General features: G+C 71.4%; 15 protein-coding genes. 1 reads left to right on the top strand and 14 read right to left on the bottom strand.

Features of this window, described 5'->3' with window-relative positions:
• The 11 genes from G5C51_RS26250 to G5C51_RS26300 all read right to left on the bottom strand — a co-directional run.
• Positions 1–1,384 (bottom strand): GH1 family beta-glucosidase (locus G5C51_RS26250; protein ID WP_165240689.1); only part of this gene is annotated, 1,384 nt, incomplete at its 3' end.
• On the bottom strand, positions 1,381–3,366 hold the full coding sequence (locus G5C51_RS26255) for a YyaL domain-containing protein (RefSeq protein WP_206314340.1): 1,986 nt from the start codon (positions 3,364–3,366) through the stop codon (positions 1,381–1,383). The genes G5C51_RS26250 and G5C51_RS26255, both read right to left, overlap by 4 nt.
• Entirely contained in the window at positions 3,363–5,828 is a 2,466-nt protein-coding gene (locus G5C51_RS26260; protein ID WP_165240690.1) for an alpha-mannosidase, read from the bottom strand. Before G5C51_RS26260 ends, G5C51_RS26255 begins: the two co-directional genes overlap by 4 nt.
• A 3-nt stretch (positions 5,829–5,831) precedes the next feature.
• Positions 5,832–6,428, bottom strand: a complete 597-nt coding sequence (locus G5C51_RS26265; RefSeq protein WP_165240691.1) for a D-sedoheptulose-7-phosphate isomerase — start codon at positions 6,426–6,428, stop codon at positions 5,832–5,834.
• A 43-nt stretch (positions 6,429–6,471) separates the two neighbouring features.
• A complete protein-coding gene (locus tag G5C51_RS26270; RefSeq protein WP_165240692.1) occupies positions 6,472–7,437 on the bottom strand; it encodes an ROK family protein in 966 nt (321 codons plus the stop codon).
• Positions 7,437–8,366 carry a carbohydrate ABC transporter permease gene (locus G5C51_RS26275; RefSeq protein ID WP_165240693.1) on the bottom strand — a complete coding sequence of 310 codons (930 nt, stop codon included), beginning with the start codon at positions 8,364–8,366 and terminating at the stop codon, positions 7,437–7,439. Before G5C51_RS26275 ends, G5C51_RS26270 begins: the two co-directional genes overlap by 1 nt.
• Positions 8,363–9,322 carry an ABC transporter permease subunit gene (locus G5C51_RS26280; protein ID WP_206314341.1) on the bottom strand — a complete coding sequence of 320 codons (960 nt, stop codon included), beginning with the start codon at positions 9,320–9,322 and terminating at the stop codon, positions 8,363–8,365. The genes G5C51_RS26275 and G5C51_RS26280 overlap by 4 nt, the downstream gene beginning before the upstream one ends.
• Before the next feature lie 7 nt (positions 9,323–9,329).
• On the bottom strand, positions 9,330–10,691 hold the full coding sequence (locus tag G5C51_RS26285) for an extracellular solute-binding protein (protein WP_165240694.1): 1,362 nt from the start codon (positions 10,689–10,691) through the stop codon (positions 9,330–9,332).
• Positions 10,692–10,825: 134 nt separating this feature from the next.
• The gene (locus tag G5C51_RS26290) at positions 10,826–11,872 is read right to left on the bottom strand and encodes a LacI family DNA-binding transcriptional regulator (RefSeq protein WP_165240695.1); all 1,047 of its coding nucleotides are present in this window, start codon (positions 11,870–11,872) and stop codon (positions 10,826–10,828) included.
• Complete coding sequence (locus G5C51_RS26295; protein WP_165240696.1) at positions 11,869–13,653, bottom strand: alpha-amylase family protein; 1,785 nt, start codon at positions 13,651–13,653, stop codon at positions 11,869–11,871. Before G5C51_RS26295 ends, G5C51_RS26290 begins: the two co-directional genes overlap by 4 nt.
• On the bottom strand, positions 13,650–15,482 hold the full coding sequence (locus G5C51_RS26300; protein ID WP_165240697.1) for an MBL fold metallo-hydrolase: 1,833 nt from the start codon (positions 15,480–15,482) through the stop codon (positions 13,650–13,652). Before G5C51_RS26300 ends, G5C51_RS26295 begins: the two co-directional genes overlap by 4 nt.
• 152 nt (positions 15,483–15,634) lie before the next feature.
• On the opposite strand from G5C51_RS26300, the gene G5C51_RS26305 reads away from it, so the two are divergent.
• The gene (locus G5C51_RS26305) at positions 15,635–17,797 is read left to right on the top strand and encodes a glycoside hydrolase family 84 protein (RefSeq protein ID WP_240929932.1); all 2,163 of its coding nucleotides are present in this window, start codon (positions 15,635–15,637) and stop codon (positions 17,795–17,797) included.
• 27 nt (positions 17,798–17,824) lie between these two features.
• On the opposite strand, the gene G5C51_RS26310 is transcribed toward G5C51_RS26305, so the two are convergent.
• The 3 genes from G5C51_RS26310 to G5C51_RS26320 are packed head-to-tail and all read right to left on the bottom strand — an operon-like array spanning position 17,825 to position 20,638.
• Entirely contained in the window at positions 17,825–18,628 is an 804-nt protein-coding gene (locus G5C51_RS26310; protein ID WP_165240699.1) for an ABC transporter ATP-binding protein, read from the bottom strand.
• Between the two features lie 20 nt (positions 18,629–18,648).
• On the bottom strand, positions 18,649–19,680 hold the full coding sequence (locus G5C51_RS26315) for an ABC transporter substrate-binding protein (RefSeq protein ID WP_206314342.1): 1,032 nt from the start codon (positions 19,678–19,680) through the stop codon (positions 18,649–18,651).
• Positions 19,681–19,729: 49 nt separating this feature from the next.
• Entirely contained in the window at positions 19,730–20,638 is a 909-nt protein-coding gene (locus G5C51_RS26320; RefSeq protein ID WP_165240700.1) for an ABC transporter permease, read from the bottom strand.
• Between the last annotated feature and the right edge of the window lie 205 nt (positions 20,639–20,843).

The raw sequence follows: 20,843 nt of genomic DNA on the forward strand, positions 1-20,843 counted from the left end.
GCCCAACCGACCCCGGCACCGCCGGAATCCCCCCACGCCCAGCCGCCCTCCCATACCAAAGCCCGCTGTCCTTCACCGTCCGCCGCTGCGTCTCCCGGTCCACATGCACCAGCCCGAAGCGCGGCCGATACCCCATCGCCCACTCGAAGTTGTCGATCAGCGACCAGTGGTAATACCCCTCCACCGGCGCCCCAGCCCCGATCGCCGCATGCACCGCCGCCAGATGCCGGTGCAGGAAGTCCACCCGCCGGTCGTCGTGCACCGCGCCGTCCGGTCCGGGCTGGTCGTTGAAGACGCCGCCGTTCTCGGTGACCATCAGCGGCACGCCCGAATACTCCTCGTGCAGCCGCACCAGCAGCGACTCCAGCTCGTCCGGCAGGATCTCCCAGTTCAGGTCGGTACGCGGGACGTCCGCACGTCCGCCCTCGACCTTCCACGGCCAGGGACCGTCCCCCGCCCCTGCCCGCACGATCCTGCGGGTGTAGTAATTCACGCCGATGAAGTCGCTGCCCGCCGCGATCGTGTCCTCGTCCCCGTCACGTACGAAGTCCAGCGGACCGATCGCCCGCTCCCAGTGCGCGCGCATGTCGGCCGGATAGCCGCGCCCGTGCACCGGGTCCAGGAACCAGCGGTTCGTATAGCCGTCCGAGCCGTGCGCCGCCTCGTGGTCCGCCGCGCTGTCCGTGGCGGGAGTGTGCGGCCACAGGCTGTACGCGATGCCCGCCCGCGCATCGGCACGCGCCCCGCCCGAACGCAGCTCACGCACCGCAAGGCCGTGCGCCAGCAGCAAGTGGTGCATCGCCTCCGCGCTGCCCCGCAGGTCCTTCTCGCCCGGCGCGTGCAGTCCCAGCTGATGACCCAGCAGGCCGATGACCCACGGCTCGTTGATCGTCACCCAGTCCCGCACCCGGTCGCCGTACGCCTCGAAGCACACCGCCGCGTACTCCGCGAAGCGCTCCGCCGTCTCCCGCGCGCGCCAGCCGCCCCGCTCCTGGAGCGGCTGCGGCAGGTCCCAGTGGTACAGGGTCACGAGCGGCTCGATGCCGCGCTCCAGCAGGCCGTCGATCACCCGGTCGTAGTGGTCGAGGCCGCGCTTCTCGACCCGCCCGGCCCCGCCGTCCGGCAGGATGCGCGGCCAAGACAACGAGAAGCGGTGCGCGTTCAGCCCCAGCCCCGCCATCAGGTCGGCGTCCTCCGCCCACCGCCGGTACTGGTCGCACGCCACGTCACCCGTGTCGCCGTTCTCGATCGCCCCCGGCACCGCCGCGAAGCGGTCCCAGATCGACTCGCCCTTCCCATCCGCGCGTACGGAACCCTCCACCTGGTACGCCGAGGTGGACGTCCCCCACCGGAAGCCGTCGGGGAAGCGAAGTGTGTCGGTCACCGGAACTCCTTGTACTCGGGCATTTCGCGCACCGCCTCGCAGCCATAGAGCAGCACCCCCGCCGACCAGGCGTGCGAGAGCGTGAGCAGCATGCCCTTCGCCTGGAAGCACTCGGTCTGGTAGAAGCGCTCGCTGACCATGCCGCGGTAGGCGTTGAAGTCGCCGTCGGCGCGGGCCACGAACTGCCGGAAGCAGTCGAGGTTTTCGCGCGCCGACGTCAGGTAGTAGGCGTCGCCCGTGTGCCGGGCCAGCCGGGTCAGCTCCGGCAGGCAGATCAGGCCGAAGGCGTGCAGGTGCTGATTGGACGGGGAGGCCTGGTCGCCGCCGCGGGTGCGGAAGCCGTAGCGGGCGAGGAAGGTGTGCTCGGCGAAGGCGACGTCGTAGGTGTAGCGGAAGGTGAGGGTCCAGTCCGCCGCGCGGCGCGCCAGGTCGAGCCAGCGCGGGTCGCCCGGGTCGGCCTCGTGGAGCAGCGTGTACGCGATCACCGCGTTGTAGCCGTCCTCCGACGTCGGCGCCAGCGACACATCCTCCGGCGCCCCGCAGATGAATTCCTGCAGCACGTCACCCGAGTACGCCTCCCCCGCCCGCCGCGCCGCCGCCAGCAGCTCCGGCTCGCCGAAGGCGTCCGCCGCCTCCACCAGCGCGCCGATCCACGCGAGTCCGGCCGCGCCCTCGTACGACATGGGCTTGCCGGTCTCGGTGTGGTGCGCGGCGGCCAACCGCCCCGTCGCCGCATCCTGGCCGGCCACCGCCACCGCGAGGTTCGAGCGCACGGCCCGCTCCCACTGGGGGTGCGAGTGACCGAGCGAACGCTCGGCGACCAGCGCCCGCAGCAGGAACAGCGTCGCGTCCCCCAGCGTGCGCGCGTGCAGCCGGCTCCGGTCGGGCGTCCAGCCCGCGTTCCAGCCGCTCGACGCCGACCACTGCCCCCAGAAGGTGCCGCCCGGCGTCAGATTCCCGGCGATGTTGTCGAGCACCGCCACCCCGGCCGCGGCCTGCTCGGCAGCTCCCGTACGCCGCGCATGCAGGAGCAGCGCATGTGCATACGGGCTGCCGCTCACCCACGACACGTGCATCGCTTGCCGGTCGCCGCGCTCGCCGAGCGCCTCCCGGTCGAAGGCGGCGGTCTCCAGCAGCACGGCCGGGTCCGGCCGGTAGTGCCAGCGGTGCAGCCCGTACGCCGACAACTCGGCCGCCTCGTCGAGGCCCACCCAGGCGGCGGGCTCCTGCTCAACAGGCATTCGGGCATGCAGCGCGCGCAGCACCGGCGCATACGCATGCGGGTCCGCTTCCGTCAGGTGCACCGTGAAGCGCAGGGTGTGCTCCTCGCCCGGCTCCCACCGCCACAGCGGCGCCTCCGCCGGCTTCGGGGTCCCGCTCCCGTAATACGAGACCGGCTCCTCCCGGTACGGCGCGTGCAGCCGCAGCGCCGGGCGGTCGCCGTCGAGGAGGGCGAAGCCGACGCCCTGCTCGCCGAGTTCGCCGGTCTCGGCCGCCAGTGCCAGCGCGGCGCCGCCGTGAGAGTCGCGGGCGAAGACGGCGGGAGTCGCGCAGCGGTCGGCGCGGAAGGACCACGCCTCGGCGGTCATGCCGTCGGGGTCGTGCGCGCCGCGCTCGTAGCGGGGATACGGCCGTTCGCAGTCCGGCCGCCGGTTCTCGCCGTAGAAGACACCGGGGATCAGCCACCCCGGCTCGGGACTCTCCCCGAGCCGCGCCTCCACCCGCAGCCCCACCTCCACGGGCTCCGCCGCCGTCCGCCGCACGGTGAGCTCCGCCTCGCGCAGCCCACCGCCGGGCCCCAGCCGCAGCCGGGCGCTGAAGCCCTCGGCCGAGCCGTGGACTTCAAGCACCCCATCCGCCCCGGTCGAAGCACCTTCCGCAGGCACGGGCAGGCAGCGCCCATCCGCCGTCATCAGCCCCACGACGTACGGCAGCACCACCTCCCCGCCGACCGCGGCATCCCGCAACGTCACCACACTCACTGCGCCCGCTCCAGCAGATCCGTCTCCGTGACCGGCGCCTCCAGGTCGCCCGGCACCCGGAAGGTCTTGATCTCGTTCGGCCCGAACTCCGCCTCGATCACCCGCCCGCCGAGCATCGGCAGCTCGATCCGCGCCGAGGCCGCGACGCCGTGCGACTCGTAAGCACGCACCACGAAGTCGCCGCTCCCGTCCTCGTCGCCCTTGACGACGGTGACCAGCACACTCCCCGCCCCGTCGTCCGCATGCGCGACCCGCTGCCCGAACGGGCCCGCGTGGAAGGTCTCCAGCAGCCCGAACGCGGGCTGGTTGAGCTCCGCCGCCCGGCGCACCGGGTCGGCGGCGCGCCAGTCGCCGGCGTGCGGGATCAGGGTGTAGCTGAACTCCTGCCGCCCCTGGTCGAGGTACTCGTACACCCCGTCAGGGTCGAGCAGCTTCGGCTCGTGCCAGGCGTAGACCGGGCTGCGCAGCGCGGTCATGCCGATGCGGCCGTCGAGGACGTCGTGACCGTGCTTGGAGTCGTTGGCCACCGCCAGGCCCGCTCGCCCGCCACCCGGCAGCGTGCCGCTCACATCCACCCACGCCTGCGTCGGCTCCTCGGTGCCGTCCGGGGTGCGCTCCAGGTGGCCGTACGGGACCTCGTGGGTGGCCGTCACGTCCGAAAGGGCGGTCGGGAAGCGGAGCTTGAGGAGCTTCAGCTGCTCGTGCCAGTGGACGACGGTGCGCACGTCGACCTGCCGCGAACCGGCGGACAGCGTCAGCTCCTCGGCGAGGGTGGAGCGCTCGTAGGTGCTCTCGATGCGCAGCACCGCCCGCACCGGGCCCGATTCCACCAGCCGCACCCGCGAGCAGCGGAAGGCGCCCGCGTCGTGGTCGTAGGAACGGACGCGGTGGCCCCATGTGTCGGAGGCGTCGTCGATGACGGCGGCGTGCGGCTCCGGGTGCTCGGGGATGAGCTCGGTGCCGTGGTCCTTGTCGTACAGCGAGGACAGCCAGCCGGTGGCAGGGTCCACGACGAGCTTGAGGTATTCGTTCTCCAGCGTCGTCTCGGTGGCGGTGACCGGACCCCCCTCTCCCGCAGGCACCGCGCCCGGCAGCAGGTGGTACACCCGGTGCCCCATCGGCGGCACCGTGGCCCGGAAGGCGATCCGGCCGCGGCTGCCGTTCATGGCCGACTCGGAGCGGGTGAGCTGCAGCGGCACCGGGTTGTCGGCCTCGTCCACCAGGTGGACGTTCGCCGCCTGCCCGTACTCCGCCTCCACGTCCGTCGTCAGCTCCCACGGGTGCGGGTTGAAGACGACCAGCGGCACCGTCTCCTCCCGGTGCGGGATGTCGATGCGGCGGGCGATGGCCTGCACCGAGCGGTTGAAGACCTCGGCCGCGATGGACCGGGCCCGCCCGTAGTCGTCCCGCGCGTCGTCGTACGCGCTGCGGATCGACGTCCCGGCGAGGATGTCGTGGAACTGGTTGAACAGCACCAGCTTCCACGCCTCGGTGAACTGGGCCAGGGGGTACGGCTCTCCGGTCAGCGCCTGGGCGACGGAGGCCCACTTTTCCGCCCGCTGGAGCTCGTTCTCGGCGCGGCGGTTCCAGCGCTTGACGCCGGAGTGCGCGGAGTAGCAGCCGGGGCCGTGGTGCTGCAGCTCGCCCGCGTATACGGGGATGTCGTCGCGGTCGCGGACCCGGTCGAAGAACGCCTCCGCGTGGGAGAGCTGCAGCTTCGGCAGGCCGCCGAGCGCGTCGAGGCGCTTGACGGAGTCGAGGTTGGCCTTGGTCGGGCCGCCGCCGTGGTTGCCGACGCCGTACCAGACCATCAGCTCGTCCTCGTCCGCGGGCATCATGGCGAGGGACTTGTCTAGGTGGCCGCCGATGTCCTGGCCCGGGCTGCCGTATTCGTTCGGGAGGCGGTAGGCGAGGACTCGCGAGCCGTCCGGTGCCTCCCAGTGGAAGAACAGGCCGGGCAGCGCCATCTCGTGTCGCCCCGGCCGCAGGAAGACGTAGCCGTCCATCCCCGACTTCCGCAGGATCTGCGGGATCTGCGCGTTGTGCCCGAACGGGTCGAGGTTGCAGCCGAGGGTGGCGGCCTGGCCGAACTTCTCGAGCAGGTAGCGCTGCCCGTACAGCGCCTGCCGGACGAAGGACTCGCCGGCCGGGACATTGCAGTCCGGCTCGATCCACCAGCCGCCGACGACCTGCCAGCGGCCCTCGCCGACGCGCTTGCGGATGGTCTCGAAGAGGTCGGGGTCGTGCTTTTCGATCCATTCCAGGTACATGACGGAGTCGCAGGTGAACACGAAGTCGGGGTACTCCTCCATGCGGTCGACGGCGGACTGGAAGGTGGCGCGGATCTCCTGCAGGCCTTCGGGCCAGCGCCACAGCCAGACCGGGTCGATGTGCGCGTTCCCGACCAGGTGCACGGTGCGGCTGCGGGAGTTGGGCTTGGGGGCGGGGGCGGCGGCGGTCATCGGTCAGGCCTCCTGGCGGTGGTCGTCGGTCTGCGCGGCCCAGTCGTCCACCTGCTCGCTGAGCAGGTGGAGCAGCGTCAGGTGCATTTCCTGGATGCGGGCGGTGGCGGTGGCGGGGACGGTGAGGACGTGGTCGGCGTGGTCGGCGGCCGGGCGGCCGCCGTGGTCGCCGCCGGCGAACAGGACGGTGGTGGCGCCGGCGGCGCGGGCGGCTTCGAGGCCGCGGACCACGTTGCCGGAGCGGCCCGAGGTGGAGAAGGCGATCACCATGTCGCCGGGCCTGGCGAGGGCGGTGACCTGGCGGGCGAAGACGTCGTCGAAGGCGTAGTCGTTGCCGATGCAGCTGACGACGGTGGGGTCGGTGGCCAGCGATACGGCCGGCAGCGGGCGGCGCTCGCGCAGGTAGCGGCCGATGAGCTCGCCCGCGAGGTGCTGGGCGTCGGCGGCGCTGCCGCCGTTGCCGAACGTGTAGAGGCGGCCGTCGGCGGCGTAGACATCGATCAACCGCTGGGCGACCTTGTGCAGTTCGGGGATCAGCTCCCGGGTGCGCTCGGCCACGCCGAGGTGGTCGGCCAGCTGGTGTGCGGGGTCCGCGGGCATCGTGCTCCGTAAGTAAGTACGTGGGGTGTACGCGTCGTTCGGGTCAGGTCAGCCGCTCGAAGCCGATCGCCGCCGCGCCGAGCACGCCGGCGTGGTCGCCGCCGGTGGCGGGGACGATGCGGACGGCGGCGGCCGCCGGGCCCATGGCCTGCGCGGCGACCCGCCGCCGCAGCGGCTCGAAGAGCTGGTCGCCGACGCGGGTGACCCCGCCGCCGAGGACCAGCAGCTCCGGTTCGTAGAGATTGACGATGCTGGTCAGACCGCTGCCGAGGAGGTCGAGCGTCTCTTCCCACAGCGCGGTCGCGTACGGGTCGCCGGCGCGGGCGGCGGCGGTGACGTCGGCGGCGGTGAGCTCCTCGATGGCCGCGAGCGAGGAGTCGGCGGGCATGCCTTCCCGCGCCCGTTCGGCGATCGAGGTCCCGGACGCGTACGCCTCCAGGCAGCCCGCGCGCCCGCAGCCCTTGCAGTGCCGGCCGCCGGAGCGGACGGTGACGTGCCCGGGCTCGCCGCCGTTGCCGGCCGCGCCCCGGAAGGTGCGGCCGTCGAGCACCGCGCCGCCGCCGACGCCGGTGGAGATGGTGAGGTAGACGAGGTGCTCGCTGCCCCGCCCGGCGCCGAAGCGCCACTCCCCCGCCGCGCCGGCCGTGCCGTCGTTGTCCACGACCGCCGGGATGTCGTACGCCTCGTAAGCGAGCCGTGTGATCGGGATGTCCACCCAGCCCGGCAGGTGCGGCGGGCACCGCAGCATGCCCGTATACGGGTCGAGGGGCCCGCCGCAGCCGATGCCGGTGCCCGCGAGCGCGCGGACATCCGTACCGGCCGCCTCCACGGCCTCCCAGCCGAGGTCGAACAGCCGCTTCAGCGACCGCTCCGGACCCTCCTGTACGTGCGTGGGGCAGGTCGCGGACGACAGCACGCTGCCGTCCGCGGCCACGACTCCGGCGGCCAGTTTCGTACCCCCGATGTCGAGGGCGAGTACGGCGCGCGCCGCCTGGGAGTGCTGGGTCATCAGCCCTTCCGTCCTTGTGTAGCGATGCCCTCGGTGAAGTGCCGCTGGCAGAGGAAGAAGATGAGGATCATCGGGAGCGTGACGATGACGGAGGCCGTCGCGACGATCTCCCAGCGCCATTCGCCGCCCTCGCCGAACTGGTCGAGCACGGCCTTCAGTCCGCGCGGCACCGTGTACAGCTCCGGGTCGCGCAGATAGATCAGCGGCCGCACCAGGTCGGTCCACGCCGCCTGGATCTCGAAGATGAACGTCACCAGCAGCGCCGGCTTGCAGAGCGGCACGGCGATGCGCCAGTACAGGGTCCAGTAGCTGGCGCCGTCCACCCGCGCCGCCTCGAACAGCTCCCGTGGCAGCCCGAGGAAGAACTGCCGCAGCAGGAAGATGTAGAAGGCGCTGCCGAAGAGGTTCGGCGCCCACAGCGGCAGCTGGCTGCTGGAGAGATGCATCCAGTCCCAGATCAGGTATTGCGGCACCATCAGGACCGTGCCCGGCAGCATCATCGTGCCGATGACCAGGGCGAAGAGCACGTTGCGGCCCGGGAAGCGGAAGTACGCGAAGCCGAAGGCGACCAGGCCGCTGGAGATCGTCACCGCGACCGCGGCGGCCAGGGTGATGACCGTGGAGTTCCACAGCCAGGTCAGCATCGGGAACGCGTCCCAGATCTCCGAGTAGTTGCCCGGCTTGAAGGTCTCCGGGATCAGGGCGTTGTCGAAGACCTGCTGGGCCGGCTTGAAGGAGGCGCTGACCAGCCACAGGAACGGGTAGAGGAAGGCGATCGAGCAGCCGATCAGCAGGATCATCCGTATCGCCCGGCCGAGCGGGCCCGCGGGCCCGCGCCGCTCGCCGACCGTGCGCCGCCGCTTGGCGGCGGGGGGTGCGGCACCCGGCGCTTCGGCGTCGTTCGTACGGCGTTCGTCGAGCACCGTCATCGCGCATCCCCCTCGTAGTAGACGAACCGCTTGCTGAGCCGGAACTGGATCACCGTGATCACGACGATCACCACGAACAGCAGCCAGGCCAGCGCGGAGGCGTATCCCATGTGCATGAACTGGAAGGCCTGCTGGAAGAGGTAGACGACGTAGAAGAGCGCGTCGTCGCTCGTGTACGACTGGGCCTGGCCGGTGCCGTAGAAGGCGGTGTAGGCCTCGGTGAAGGTCTGCAGTGAGCCGATGGTGTTGACGACGAGGGTGAAGAACAGCGCGCCTGAGATCTGCGGCAGCGTCACGTGCCGGAAGCGGCCCCAGGGGCCCGCGCCGTCCAGCTCGGCCGCCTCGTACAGGTCCTGGGGGACGTTGCGGAGTGCGGCGAAGTAGATGACGACGGTGGTGCCGAGGGACCAGAGCGAGATGAGGACCAGGCCCGGCTTGATCCAGGGCCCGTCGGTGGTCCAGCTCGGTCCGGTGATGCCGATGTAGCCGAGCGCCTTGTTGATGACGCCGACGTTGCCGTTGAAGAGCATCAGGAAGAGCACGCCGACGGCCACGTGCGGGGTCATCACCGGGAGGTAGAAGACCGTACGGAAGAAGCCGGCGGCGCGGCCGACGCGCAGCAGCAGCATGGCCAGGGCCAGCGCGATCGCCATCTGCAGCGGGACGCGGAGGACCGTGAAGAGCAGCGTGTTCATCATCGACTTCGCCACGGACGGGTCGTCGAAGAGCTGCTTGTAGTTGGCGAGGCCGACGCCCTGGGTGGAGCCGATGCCGTCGTAGTTGGTGAAGGACAGCACGAAGCTGGCGATCATCGGGCCCGCGGTGAAGATCAGGAAGCCGATCATCCAGGGCAGGATGAACAGGTAGGCGGCGCGGGTGTCACGGCGCTTGAAGGCCGCGCGCAGACCGCCGCGGCGGGCGCCCGGTCGCGGGTCGCCGAGAGTGGGTGCGGTCACGGGAGGCTCACCTCTTTCCCTGATTCGCGATGTCGAGGACGCTCTGCGCCTGCTTCTGCGCCTGGTCGAGGGCCTCCTTCGGGGTCTGCTCGCCGGACAGGACGCGGTTCACGGCCTTCTGCCAGGCGCTGGTGAACTCGCTGCCCGCGGCGTTGGCGGGCACGGCGAAGCCCTTGTCCTGCACGTCGTAGAGGGTGCGGGTGGCCTTGTCGTACGCCTCGTTGCCGCTGGGCTTCCAGATCTTGGTCTCGATGTCGCGGTCGGCGGCGGCGTTGCCGGTGAAGTCGCCGACGTACGGGCCCTTGTTCTTCTTCGCCTCGGCCCGCTTGGCCTTGGCGCCGATCTGCCAGGTCTTGGCGGAGCTCATCGCCTTGATGAAGGTGCAGGCCTCGTCGGGGTGCTTGGAGCCCTTGGGGATGGCGAAGGAGTAGCCGGTGGTCCAGTTGATCGTCCGGCCCTTGCGGTCCTTGAAGGGGACCGCGACCAGGTCGGTCTTGGGCGAGTTCTGGGCGAGGACGTTCACCCACCAGTTCTCGAAGGGGAGGGCGCCGATCTGCTTGCGGGCCATCGGGTTCTTGGTGCCGAACATGTCGAAGGAGTCGTTCAGCGCCTTGACCTTGCCCCAGCCGCCCTGGATCTTCAGCAGGTTGCTGGTGTATTCGAGGGCCTCGACGACCTTGGGGCTGTTCAGCGTGGCGGTGCGGCCGTCGTCGGTGATCAGCGCGCCGCCGTTGGCCTTCACCCACATCGGGAAGAACTCGGGGATCTTGGGGTTGAAGCCGATCCGGCTGAGCTTGCCGCCGTCGGACTTCACCAGCTTCTTGGTGGTCCGCTCCAGGCGGTCCCAGTCGGAGGTGTCGAAGTCCTCGGGGGTGAGGCCCTCGTCCTTCAGCAGGTCGCCGTTGATCAGCATGACGCGGCTGTCGTACGAGTTCGGCAGGCCATAGAGCTTCCCGTTGAGGGTGGCCTCGTCGATGGCCGGGTCGCGGTACGCGTCGACGTTGATGTGCTCCTTCTTCGCGCACGCGTCGAGCGGGAGCAGGGCGCCGCGGGCCGCGTAGCCGCCGATCTTGGCGCGGTCCATGTTGACGACGTCCGGCGGGTCGTCGGCGGCCACGGACGACAGGAACTGCTGCTCGTCGAAGGAGCCCTCGTTGACCCGGATCTTGATGTCCAGGGCCTTGCGGGCCTGGTCCATGCGGGCGCCCGAGAGGGCGTCGCCGAGGCCGTAACCCATGGTGGTGAAGGACTTCGAGGAGTCGTCGCCGGCGAGGCTGACGCCGCCGCAGGCGGCCGTCAGCGGCAGGAGCCCGAAGGCGGCGGCGAGGGCCAGCCGCCGACGTATGCGCTTTGGGGGTGGTGCAGCCATGTGCTCTCCCTTGAGGTGTGGCTGACACAGGGAAGTGGCGAGATGGGATCGTTCCCATGTGAGAACGTACCCACACGAGGAACAGGGGTCAATGGATCGTGAACACAAGGTTTCAGAAAGACAGAAGACGCAGGTCAGCGCTGCGGGACGGCCAACGTCGAGCCGCGCTCGACCAGTTCGGGCTGCAACACCTCGGCCGCGGGACGGCCACCGATGCCGGTGGCGCGCTTCAGCAGCATCTCGGCGGCCCGTACGCCCATGTCGTAGACCGGCTGCCGGACGGCGGTGACGCCGGGCTCGACCATCCGCATCCAGGTCATGTCGTCGAAGCACACCAGTGAGCAGTCCGCCGGCACCCGCTGCCCGCGCCGCTTCAGCTCCTGCCAGACGGCCTCACCGACGACGTTGTTCGCCGCGAAGACGGCGGTGACATCGGGGTTTTGGTCGAGGAACGCGCTCACGTCCCCGATCGGATCCGCCGGCCGCAGCCCGAGCGTGAGCACCAGCCGCCGCGACACCGGCACCCCGGCCTCGCGATGCGCCGCCCGGTAGCCCTTGAGCCGGGCCTGACCGGTGTCCCACGCCGTCTCGTCCGTGATCATCGCTATCCGCCGGTGCCCGCGCGCGAGCAGATGCCCGACGGCCTCGCGCGCGCCCAACTCGCTGTCGATGGTGACGGAGTCGCAGCCGCGCACGCCCGAGCGGCGGTCCACCTCGACCACGGGCATCCCGCGGTCGACGAGCGCCTGCGTCGCCGCCTTGCCGACCGGCGCGAGCAGCACGCCGGCGGCGCGCATGGACAGGAACGCCCGCGCCCCGGCGGCCGCTTGGTCCTCGCTGCCGTGGTCGTCGACCAGCACGAGCTGCTGCCCGGCGGCGGCCAGGGTCTGCTCCACGCCGGCGGCCAGTTGGGCGTAGAACTGGTTGCGCAGATCCGAGACCAGCAGCCCGACCAGGCCGCTCGACTGGCCCTTGAGGGTGCGGGCGGAGACGTCGGGCACGTAGCCGAGCCGGTCGGCGGCCTCCTGGATACGGGCCTTGATGGAGTCGGCGACGTAGCCGTTGCCCGCGAGCGCGCGGGAGGCGGTGGACCGGGAGGTGCCGGCGGCCTCGGCGACGTCGCGGAGGGTGACCCTGCCGCGCTTGCTGTTCCCGTGGCCGTTGCTTCCGTGCCCGGTCATCCGGTCTTCTCCCCGCCCGCGCGCCAGTGCGCCCACTGCAGCCGCAGCGCCGCGTAGTCGTCATCGTCCAGCGGCTCGCCGGTGCGGTCCAGATGCGTGCTGTGGTAGAGCGCGGGCACGCCGAGTCCGGTCTTCATCGCGGCGTACGCGCGCCACTGCTCGCGGTCCGGGGTGCACCAGTCGTCGGTGTCCACGGGCAGCTGCGGACAGCTCGCGGCCGTGACGGCGGCGCGGTAGCGCATCTGCGGGATGACCGGGGCATACGGATCCGGGTCGTCGAGGCGCAGCATGTCGTTGAGCCGGATCATGTCGGTCACCCCCGCGAAGGCCGGATGCGGCGTGTGGGTGATGACGAGCGCGTCCGGCTTTGCCGCCTTGGCTGCCGCATGGATCACCGCGAGCAGATCGTACAGCAGCGCAATCCCCCAGCCGGGGCCGTGCGCTGCGAGGTTGTGCCCTGAAGGGGTGTCGGCGGTGAAGTCGATCTTGAGCCCGTCGGCGTCGAGACCGCCGGGCGCCAGCATGCCGGCGACGGAATCGGCGAGCAGGTCGCGGGCCTTGGGGTGCGTCGGGTCGATCGCGACCGGGTGGCCGTCGGGCGTCCGGACGCACCATTCGTCGGGCACGCCCTCGGTGGACCAGGCCCGCCACCAGAGCAGCACCTTCTGTCCGCGTTCGTGCCGGTCACCGATCCAGCCGGGCAGATCGGGCCACTTGGCGCGGTCGGGGTGCCAGGTGCCGTACGACTCCTGCCACTTGTCGTCGATGACGACGGTGCCGGGGACGAGCCCGTGCCGCTCCAGGTGGCCGAGGTGGGCGTCGTACTCCTGCTGGGTGGAGAGCGCGGGCGCGGGGCGCCCGGTGTCGCGGGCGCGGGCCATCTGGGCGCCCCAGCCGCAGAACATCGGCTCGGTCCACCAGGCGGGGGCGGCGTCGGCGCGGTCCGCGGGCGGGGCCCAGCCGTTGGCCTCCAGCCAGGCGCGGTGGGCACGCAGGCCCGTATACGGGTCGGGGTGGCCGGGCGCGAGGAGCAGCGCCGGGGTGCGGTACGTACCGTCGACCGGGGTGTGGCCCTCGTACGACAGGCGGAGGTGGAAGCCCTGGTCCGAGGGGACATAGGCGGCCTCGGTGAAAGTGAGGTCGCGGACCGGGGCGCCGAGTCCGAGCGTGAGCCAGTCGGCGTCGGTGGCGGTGCCCGGATCGGCCTCGTCGGGGTACGCCTCGGTGGTCAGCGCGAAGCACAGCGGGGCGGGCGTGAAGAACCAGTGGCCGCGCCCGGGACGGGCGTCGCCGGAGGCGCCGATCACCGCGCTCCCGCCGGCGCCGCGCAGGAGGCGGCGGGGCGGGCCGGGGTTCGGGGTGAAGAGGGTGCGCCAGTCATGGCCGCTGGGGCGCAGCCCGGTGCCGCGGCCGGGGAGGGCGGAGCGGAGGGCGAGGAGGCTCGCCTCGTCCAGGCGGCCGGAGCCGGTGACGGACCAGGTGAATTCGGGGCCTTCGGGGGTGCAGTCGATACGGGTCTCGGCGGCGGACCAGGCCGTGCTGCGGCGGGTGATCGTGATGCGCGGGACGGGCCCTTCGGCCAGCCGGGGCGGGTCGACGGAGAGCGTTTCGTCGCGTGCGTCCGTACGGTCAAGGGCGCCGGGCAGCTGCAGGTCGAGGGGGTATCCGGGGCCGGTGGCCAGCCGCGCGCCGACGCCGTCGGGGGCGACGGTGAGGCGGTAGCCGGCCGCGGTCACCTCGATGCCGCCGTCGTCGGTACGTATCGCCTTGATCTCGCTCATCGCACGCTCACCAGCGCCTCCGCCTGTTGTCCGAACCGCATCCGTCCCACCGTCAGATCGACGGCCACCCGGGCCCGCTCGACAGGCGCGGCATCCTCCGGCACCCGTATCTCGAACCCGGCCGTTCCCGTCCCGTGCCCGGCCAGCCGCACCTCGGCGCAGTCCGTCGCGGCCTGCCAGCCGCGCGGCAGCACCAGCCGCACCGTCGCCGTCTCCGGCCCCGGGAACGGGTTCACCACCTCCGCGCTCAGCCGCAGCCGCCCGCCGGGCGCGACCACGCTCCGGTACGGGCTGATCCGCGCCCCGAAGCCCTCCGCCCCGAAGTCCACGTCGCGCGGCAGGATCTCGCGGTGCAAGCGGGCCAGCCGCTGCCCCTCGTCGAGGAGCATGTCGAGGTAGGCGTGGGTGACCTCGAAGGGCTGCCAGTGACCGCTGATCATGAGCTGCGGGTCGAGCTTCCGGTACAGCTCCGCGCTGCGCGTGAAGTCGTCGATGCGGAAGCGGTTGCGGTACTGGTAGTTGAGCAGTTCCGGCTTCAGGCCCGGCTCCCAGGCGGTGTTCTGCTGGTCGCCGGTGGCGATGATCCGGCGGCCGTCGGCGGTGAAGGAGTACGCGGCCGCGTAGGGGGTGTGGCCGGGCAGGTCGTGCACGCCGATCTCGTACTCGCGCCACGTGACCGGGGTGTTGTCCGGCAGCTCGCGGTCGACCGGGATCGGGTCGTACCAGAGGCAGGGCAGGTCCCAGCGCTGCGGTGAGTGGAGGACCGGGGCGATGCGGGCCGGCGACCAGACCTCGGCGCCGTGCACCTCCCGGAGGAGGTTGAAGCCGGCCACGTGATCGTCGTGGTAGTGGGTGGGCAGGGCGACCTCGACGCGGTCGATGCCGTAGTCGCGCTTGAGCGCCTCGATCGAGGCGAGCAGCGGGCGGCGGGAGGAGCGGTCGTGGCCGCCGGGGAGGCCGGTGGTCAGGTCGTAGCCGAAGTCGAGGAGCAGCGCGGTGCCGTGGTCGGAGAGCAGGGCGTAGGAGTTGGCCATGCTGGTGACGTTGCGCAGCAGGTGCGGGGTGACCGGCTTCCAGGGGCTGCGCAGCATCGGCTCCGGGTCCCAGGGCTTTTCGCGGCGCATGTCCAGGAGTTCCTGGAGGCGGGTGCGCAGGCGGGCTACGGCGGCGGGCGGGTCGGTGACCGGGTCGCCGTGGGAGGGGAGCAGGATGTCCGGTTCGCGGTCGAGGAGCTGCAGGCAGGACAGGACGGTGGCGGCGACGCCCTCCATGCCCGCGTTGGCGTGGAATCCGGTGTACGCCCACTGGGTGGCGGCCAGGGACCAGAGCCGGCCCTCGCCGTGGATGAGGTCGCCGGTGAAGGCGAGGCGGCGGCCGCCCGTGTCGACCAGATAGCCGACGGAGCCGGGGGTGTGGCCGGGCAGCGGAAGGGTGTGGATGTCGAACCCGCCGTAGCGGACCGTGCGGTACTCCGCGACGGTGCCGGTGACCGGGACCTGCTCCAGCAGGGAGAAGCGGTCCTGGCGGACGTCGTAGTCGTTGTCGAGGGGGCGGGTGCGCCAGTGCTCGTCGACGTCGGCGATCAGATCGCGTTCGACCGGCGGCACCCAGATGCGGATGCCGGCCGCGGCGGCGCGGGCCAGGCCCTGCACCTGGTCGCGGTGGTGGTGGGTGACCAGGACGTCGGTGACCTCGTCCACGCCGTAGTCGGCGAGATGGTCCAGTACGGCGCCGCTGCCGAAGTCGATGAGGACGGCGGTGCGGCCGCTGCGCAGCACGTAGACGTGGCAGGTGTCCTGGAACAGGTGGATGTCGTCGCCCACGCGCATGGACTCTCCCCTTCCTGGGGCCGATCCGGGGTGGTTCTGGGATCGATCCCAGGTGGGAACGATCTCATTGGCCGCGCGAGGACGTCAACACCCACGTCCCGGCCTGTGCAGAGCACTTGCGCCGCAGGTCAGCCATGGGGGAATCTGCAGCGATGACTTCGGCCGCAGCGCTCACGCCAGTCCCCCGCTCACTCGTCATACGCAGCGACCTCGGTGGCGTATCCCTGGACAAAGCCCTCGATATCGCCGCGGGCCCGGACCCGCGTGCGAATGCCCTCGTGGAGCGGGTGCTCCGAGACGCGGGGGCGGGGGAAGGTCCGTCCGGTGTGACCGTCTATTGCGGCGGCCCCGCGGCCCGTACGGCCCTGTCCGAGCTCGGCATCGAAGGACCCGAGGACCTCCCGGCCGACGGCTACGTGCTCGTCGCCGCGAACGACCGCATCGTGCTGGCCGGTTCGGGCGACCGCGGCACCTTCTACGCCGCCCACACGCTGCGCCAGCTGCTCGCCGACGGCCGCGACCTCCCCGCCACGGTGATCCGCGACTGGCCCGCCACCCCGCTGCGCGGCGTCGTCGAGGGCTTCTACGGCGTCCCGTGGTCGCACGAGGCCCGCCTGGACCAGCTGGACTTCTACGGCGCGCACAAGCTGAACAGCTACATCTATTCCCCAAAGGACGACCCGTACCTGCGGGAAAAGTGGCGCGAGCCGTACCCCGCCGCCGACCTCGCCCGGCTGCGCGAGCTGGTGGAGCGGGCCGCCGCCAACCACGTCACCTTCACCTACGCCCTCTCCCCCGGGCTGTCCGTCTGCTACGGCTCGGACGCCGACGCCACCGCCCTCATCCGGAAGTTCGCGTCGCTGTGGGAGATCGGGGTGCGGTCGTTCTCCGTGCCCTTGGACGACATCAGCTATACGGAGTGGAACTGCCCGGAGGACGAGGAGCGGTTCGGGACCGGCGGCGCCGCGGCGGGCGCGGCGCAGGTGCGGCTGCTGAACCGGGTGAACCGCGAGTTCATCAGGCCGCGCGCGGGTGCCGAGCCGCTGCAGATGGTGCCGACGGAGTACGCCGACGTCGACCCCACCCCGTACAAGAAGGTGATCGCCGAGACGCTCGACGCGGACGTGCTGGTCGGCTGGACCGGCGTCGAGGTCATCCCCGGGAAGATCACGGTCGCGGAGTCGGAGCGGGCGCGTGAGGTGTTCGGCCACGAGATCCTGCTGTGGGACAACCACCCGGTCAACGACTTCGCGTTCAACCGGCTGTTCCTGGGCCCGTTCGCCGGCCGCGAGACCGGACTGCCGGGGACGCTGGCCGGCTTCACGGCGAACCCGATGGTGCACCCGGCGGCCTCGAAGCCCGCGGTGATCACGGGCGCGGACTACGCCTGGAACGACAGCGCCTACGACCCGGCCGCGTCCTGGCGCACGGCCCTGCGCGAGACGGCCGGCGACGACGCGGCGGCCGAGGACGCCCTGCGCGCCTTCGCCGATCTGTCGTACGGGTCGATCCTCACGCCGGGGCAGGCGCCGGAACTGGCCGCCCTGGTGGCCGACTTCTGGGCCACGTCCGTACCCGACCCGCTCGAAGCCCGGCTGCGGACACTGCACGAGGCACCCGCGCTGCTGCGGGAGCGACTGCCGGACCGCGGCTTCGCGGCCGATGCCGCCCCGTGGCTGGACGCGGCCGAGGCGTGGGGCGCGGCGGCGCTGGCCGCGCTGCGGATGGTGGTGAGCGCGCGGGCCGGGGACGCGGAGGAGGCGGCAGGGCAGCATGAGCGGCTCGCCGAACTGGAGGGCATGGCGAGGTCGTTCGCCTACGTCGGGCTGGAGGACAAGCCGTACCCGGTGCTCGTCGGCGAAGGCGTCCTGGACGCCTTCCTCGACGACGCCCGGCACGAGCGCGACCGCGCGCTCGGCCTGCCGCGCCGCCCGAAGGCGCTGACGAACCTGCGCACGTACCAGGACATGGCGGCCTGGCGGATGACGGACGGCGATGCGGGGACGTACTTCCGCAGCGCCGACGCGGTGGCCGTGGCCGCGCATGCGGGCGTGGACCTGCACGCGCCAGGCGAGCTGCGCACGGTCCGGATCGCGATGGGCACGCCGGACCGGCCGCAATTCCACATCCGCACGGGCGTGGTGGAGTGCTCGGAGGACGGCCGGGCGTGGAAACCGCTGGCGTCGTTCTCGGGCACGCCCGACGTCGTGGTGGAGGTGCCGCCGGGCGTGCGGGCCCGCTACGTCCGCGCCCGCGCCACCGCCGCGCAGGCGGAGTGGCTGGCAGTGCGGGAGTTCATGGTGGTGTACGAGTAGCGGGCCGCTGGGGGCTGTTGCGCACGCTCAGTGCGACGCCCCCAGCATCCCCCGTATCCGCGCCGCCAGCTCCTCGAAGACGGACGTCCGCATCACCTTGGCGTACTCCCGCTCACGCGGCAGATCCACCGGCAGGGTCTCGACGACGCGCCCCGGCCGCGGGCTCATCACCTCCACCCGGGTGCCCAGATAGATGGCCTCCGCGATCGAGTGCGTGACCAGCACCACCGTGGTGCCGGTCTCGCGCCAGATGCGGTGCAGCTCGGTGTTGAGATTCTCCCGGGTCAGCGCGTCCAGGGCGCCGAAGGGCTCGTCGAGGAGCAGCACCGGCGGCTCGTGCAGCAGCGCGCGGCAGAGCGCCACGCGCTGCTGCATGCCGCCGGAGAGCTCGTGCGGCAGCGCGTCCTCGAAGCCCTTCAGGCCGGTCATCTCGATGAGTTCGTCGGCTTTACGGGCCGCGGCGGCCTTGTCCATGCCGCGCATCTCGGCCTGCAGCAGGATGTTCTTGCGCGCGCCCCGCCACTCCAGCAGCGCCGCCCGCTGGAAGGCGAAGCCGATCCGGCGCTGCGGACCGCGCACCTCCGCACCGAGCAGGCGGACGGTGCCCGTGGTCGGGCGGACCAGGCCCGCGATCATCTTCAGCAGCGTGGACTTGCCGCAGCCGGACGGGCCGAGGATGGAGACGAACTCCCCCGGCTCGATCCGCATCGAGACGCCGTCGACCGCGGTCGTACGGCTGTGCTTGGTCGTGAACGTGCAGGTGACGTCCTCTATTTCAACGCCGCCGGCCCCGGCCGTGCCGGCCGTCTCCCGGTCCTTGTCGAGATCCACCGCTGCCTCCACGCTCCGGCTCACCCCTGGCCCGCGTAGGAGGCGTCCCAGTACGCGGACGGCTCCTGCGCCTTCTTCAGCATGCCGCCGTCCTTGAGCAGGTCGATGGTCTCCTGCCACTTGGCCTCGGTGTTGGCGCCGTGCTTGTCCTGCAGCAGGGGCAGGGTCAGCTTCAGCTGGTTGGCCAGCACCTTCTCCGGCGGGGCGCCGGTGGCCGCCTGCGACATGATCTTCACGGCCTCGCCCTGGTTCGCCGCCGCCTGCTCCCACGACTCGGCGGTCGCCTTCGCGAAGGCCTTGGCCAGCTTCGGGTCGTCCTGGAGCAGCTTGTCACTGGCGACGATGCCGTTGCCGAGGACGTTCATGCCGTAGTCCGCCCAGAGGAGGTAGTCGACCTGCTTGCCGGTCTTGTCCTCGACGGTGGGGCCCTGGTCGTGGAAGAAGCCCATGATGGCGTCGACCTTGCCGGCGCCGAGGTTGGCGATCTTCGCGGCCGGGTCGGTGTTGACGACCTTCACCTTGTCCGGGTCGACCTTGTTCGCCTTCAGCCAGCCGGGGAAGGTCGCGTACAGCGCGTCACCGGGCGTCCCGCCGACCGTCTTGCCCTCCAGGTCCTTCGGCGTCTTGATCTTCTGATCGGAGGTGAACTGGACGGAGGACGGGCCCTTCTGCAGATAGACCCCGAGGCTCTTCACCTTCATGCCCTCGTTCACCCCGGCCAGCAGCGCCGGCGTGTCCGCCCAGCCGAAGTCCGAGTGCCCCTGCGCGACCTGCTTGACGGTGCCGGCGGAGCCGTGGCCCGGCTTGATGGTGAGATTGATGCCGGCCTTCTCGTAGATCCCCTTCTCGACGCCGTAGTAGAAGGCGGCGTGTTCGCCGTACGGGACCCAGTTGAGGGTGAGCGTGACCTTCTTGCCCTTGCCGCCGCCCGCCTTGTCCCCGCCGTCGCCCCCGCTGCCGGAGTCCGAGGTGTCGGGGGCGCAGGCGGCCGCGGTCAGCAGAGCGGCCAGGAGGGCGGAGGCGGTCGCGGTGCGCTTGATAGCGGGTCTCATTGGGGGGGCGCCTTCCGGTGAGTCGGTACGAGGTGGGGACCTGGGGTTGCTACGAGGTGGTGGCGAGCGCCGCCGTACCGCCGTCGGTCTGGCGGCGGCTGGCGTGCCAGGGGATCAGCAGGGCCTCAAGGGCCTCGATGGCGACGAAGAGCACGATGCCGATCGCGGACATCAGGATCAGGTCGGCGAACAGCAGCGCCGAGTCGAGGTTCCCGCTGGCCTGCAGCAGCACGTACCCGAGCCCCTCGCTGGCCCCGACGAACTCGCCGACCACGGCACCGACCACGGCCAGCGTCACCGCCACCTTCAGCCCGGACATCAGCTGCGGCAGCGCACCCGGGAAGCGGACCTTGACGAAGACCTTGATCCTGGAGGCGCCCATCGTCGCTGACAGATCGAGCAGTTCGGGGTCGGTGGCGCGCAGACCGGCCACGCCGGAGATCACCACGGGGAAGAAGGCGATCAGCACCGCCAGGATGATCTTCGGCGAAAGCCCGGTGCCGAACCACACCACCAAAATGGGCGCGATCGCGATCTTCGGGATGACCTGGGCGAAGAGGATGATCGGGTAGAGCGTGCGCTCGGCGGTCGCGGAGTAGACGATGAGCACGGCGGAGAGCACGCCGACGGCCGCGGCGATGAGGAAGCCGATCACGGTCTCGTAGAAGGTGACATACGAGTGCTCCATGAACATGGAGCGCTCATTCCAGAGCACCTCGAGCACGGAGCCGGGGGTGGGCACGAGATACCGCTCCACCATCTCCTGCGCGGTGACGAACCACCACACGACACCGAGCAGCGCGAGCAGCAGCAGCGGCCGCCACACGGCCCCGCCGAATCTGCGCAGCCGCTCCCCGATCTGCACCCTGGCAAGATTCGGCGCCGGCGCCCCGACCGCGGCGACGGCTCCGCCTGCGGAGTCGCTGGGGTTCGGCTGTCGTGCCTGCGTCTTCTGCATCGCCAGACTCCCGGAGCAACGTGGTGACTTGCGGTTTTCGGGTGCTGCGGTACTGCAGGTGCCACTACTAGAAAGCGCTTGCCCGAAGCTAAGCGCGGCGCCCGCGCCCGGGCAAGGGGTCTGCGCCGGATTCCTCGGAGGTTTTGATCCCTCCACCCCAACTCCACTTCAGACCAGCCACAGTTCACCCCTCCCCACCGCCGCC

This window comes from Streptomyces coryli (assembly GCF_011044975.1).
Taxonomy (GTDB): Bacteria; Actinomycetota; Actinomycetes; order Streptomycetales; family Streptomycetaceae; genus Streptomyces; species Streptomyces coryli.

Bases quoted from the DNA above. Each gene is read 5' to 3' on its own strand.
- G5C51_RS26260 (WP_165240690.1), bottom strand. From the start codon at position 5,828: ATGACCGCCGCCGCCCCCGCCCCCAAGCCCAACTCCCGCAGCCGCACC.
- G5C51_RS26265 (WP_165240691.1), bottom strand. From the start codon at position 6,428: ATGCCCGCGGACCCCGCACACCAGCTGGCCGACCACCTCGGCGTGGCC.
- G5C51_RS26270 (WP_165240692.1), bottom strand. From the start codon at position 7,437: ATGACCCAGCACTCCCAGGCGGCGCGCGCCGTACTCGCCCTCGACATC.
- G5C51_RS26275 (WP_165240693.1), bottom strand. From the start codon at position 8,366: ATGACGGTGCTCGACGAACGCCGTACGAACGACGCCGAAGCGCCGGGT.
- G5C51_RS26285 (WP_165240694.1), bottom strand. From the start codon at position 10,691: ATGGCTGCACCACCCCCAAAGCGCATACGTCGGCGGCTGGCCCTCGCC.
- G5C51_RS26290 (WP_165240695.1), bottom strand. From the start codon at position 11,872: ATGACCGGGCACGGAAGCAACGGCCACGGGAACAGCAAGCGCGGCAGG.
- G5C51_RS26295 (WP_165240696.1), bottom strand. From the start codon at position 13,653: ATGAGCGAGATCAAGGCGATACGTACCGACGACGGCGGCATCGAGGTG.
- G5C51_RS26300 (WP_165240697.1), bottom strand. From the start codon at position 15,482: ATGCGCGTGGGCGACGACATCCACCTGTTCCAGGACACCTGCCACGTC.
- G5C51_RS26305 (WP_240929932.1), top strand. From the start codon at position 15,635: ATGACTTCGGCCGCAGCGCTCACGCCAGTCCCCCGCTCACTCGTCATA.
- G5C51_RS26315 (WP_206314342.1), bottom strand. From the start codon at position 19,680: ATGAGACCCGCTATCAAGCGCACCGCGACCGCCTCCGCCCTCCTGGCC.
- G5C51_RS26320 (WP_165240700.1), bottom strand. From the start codon at position 20,638: ATGCAGAAGACGCAGGCACGACAGCCGAACCCCAGCGACTCCGCAGGC.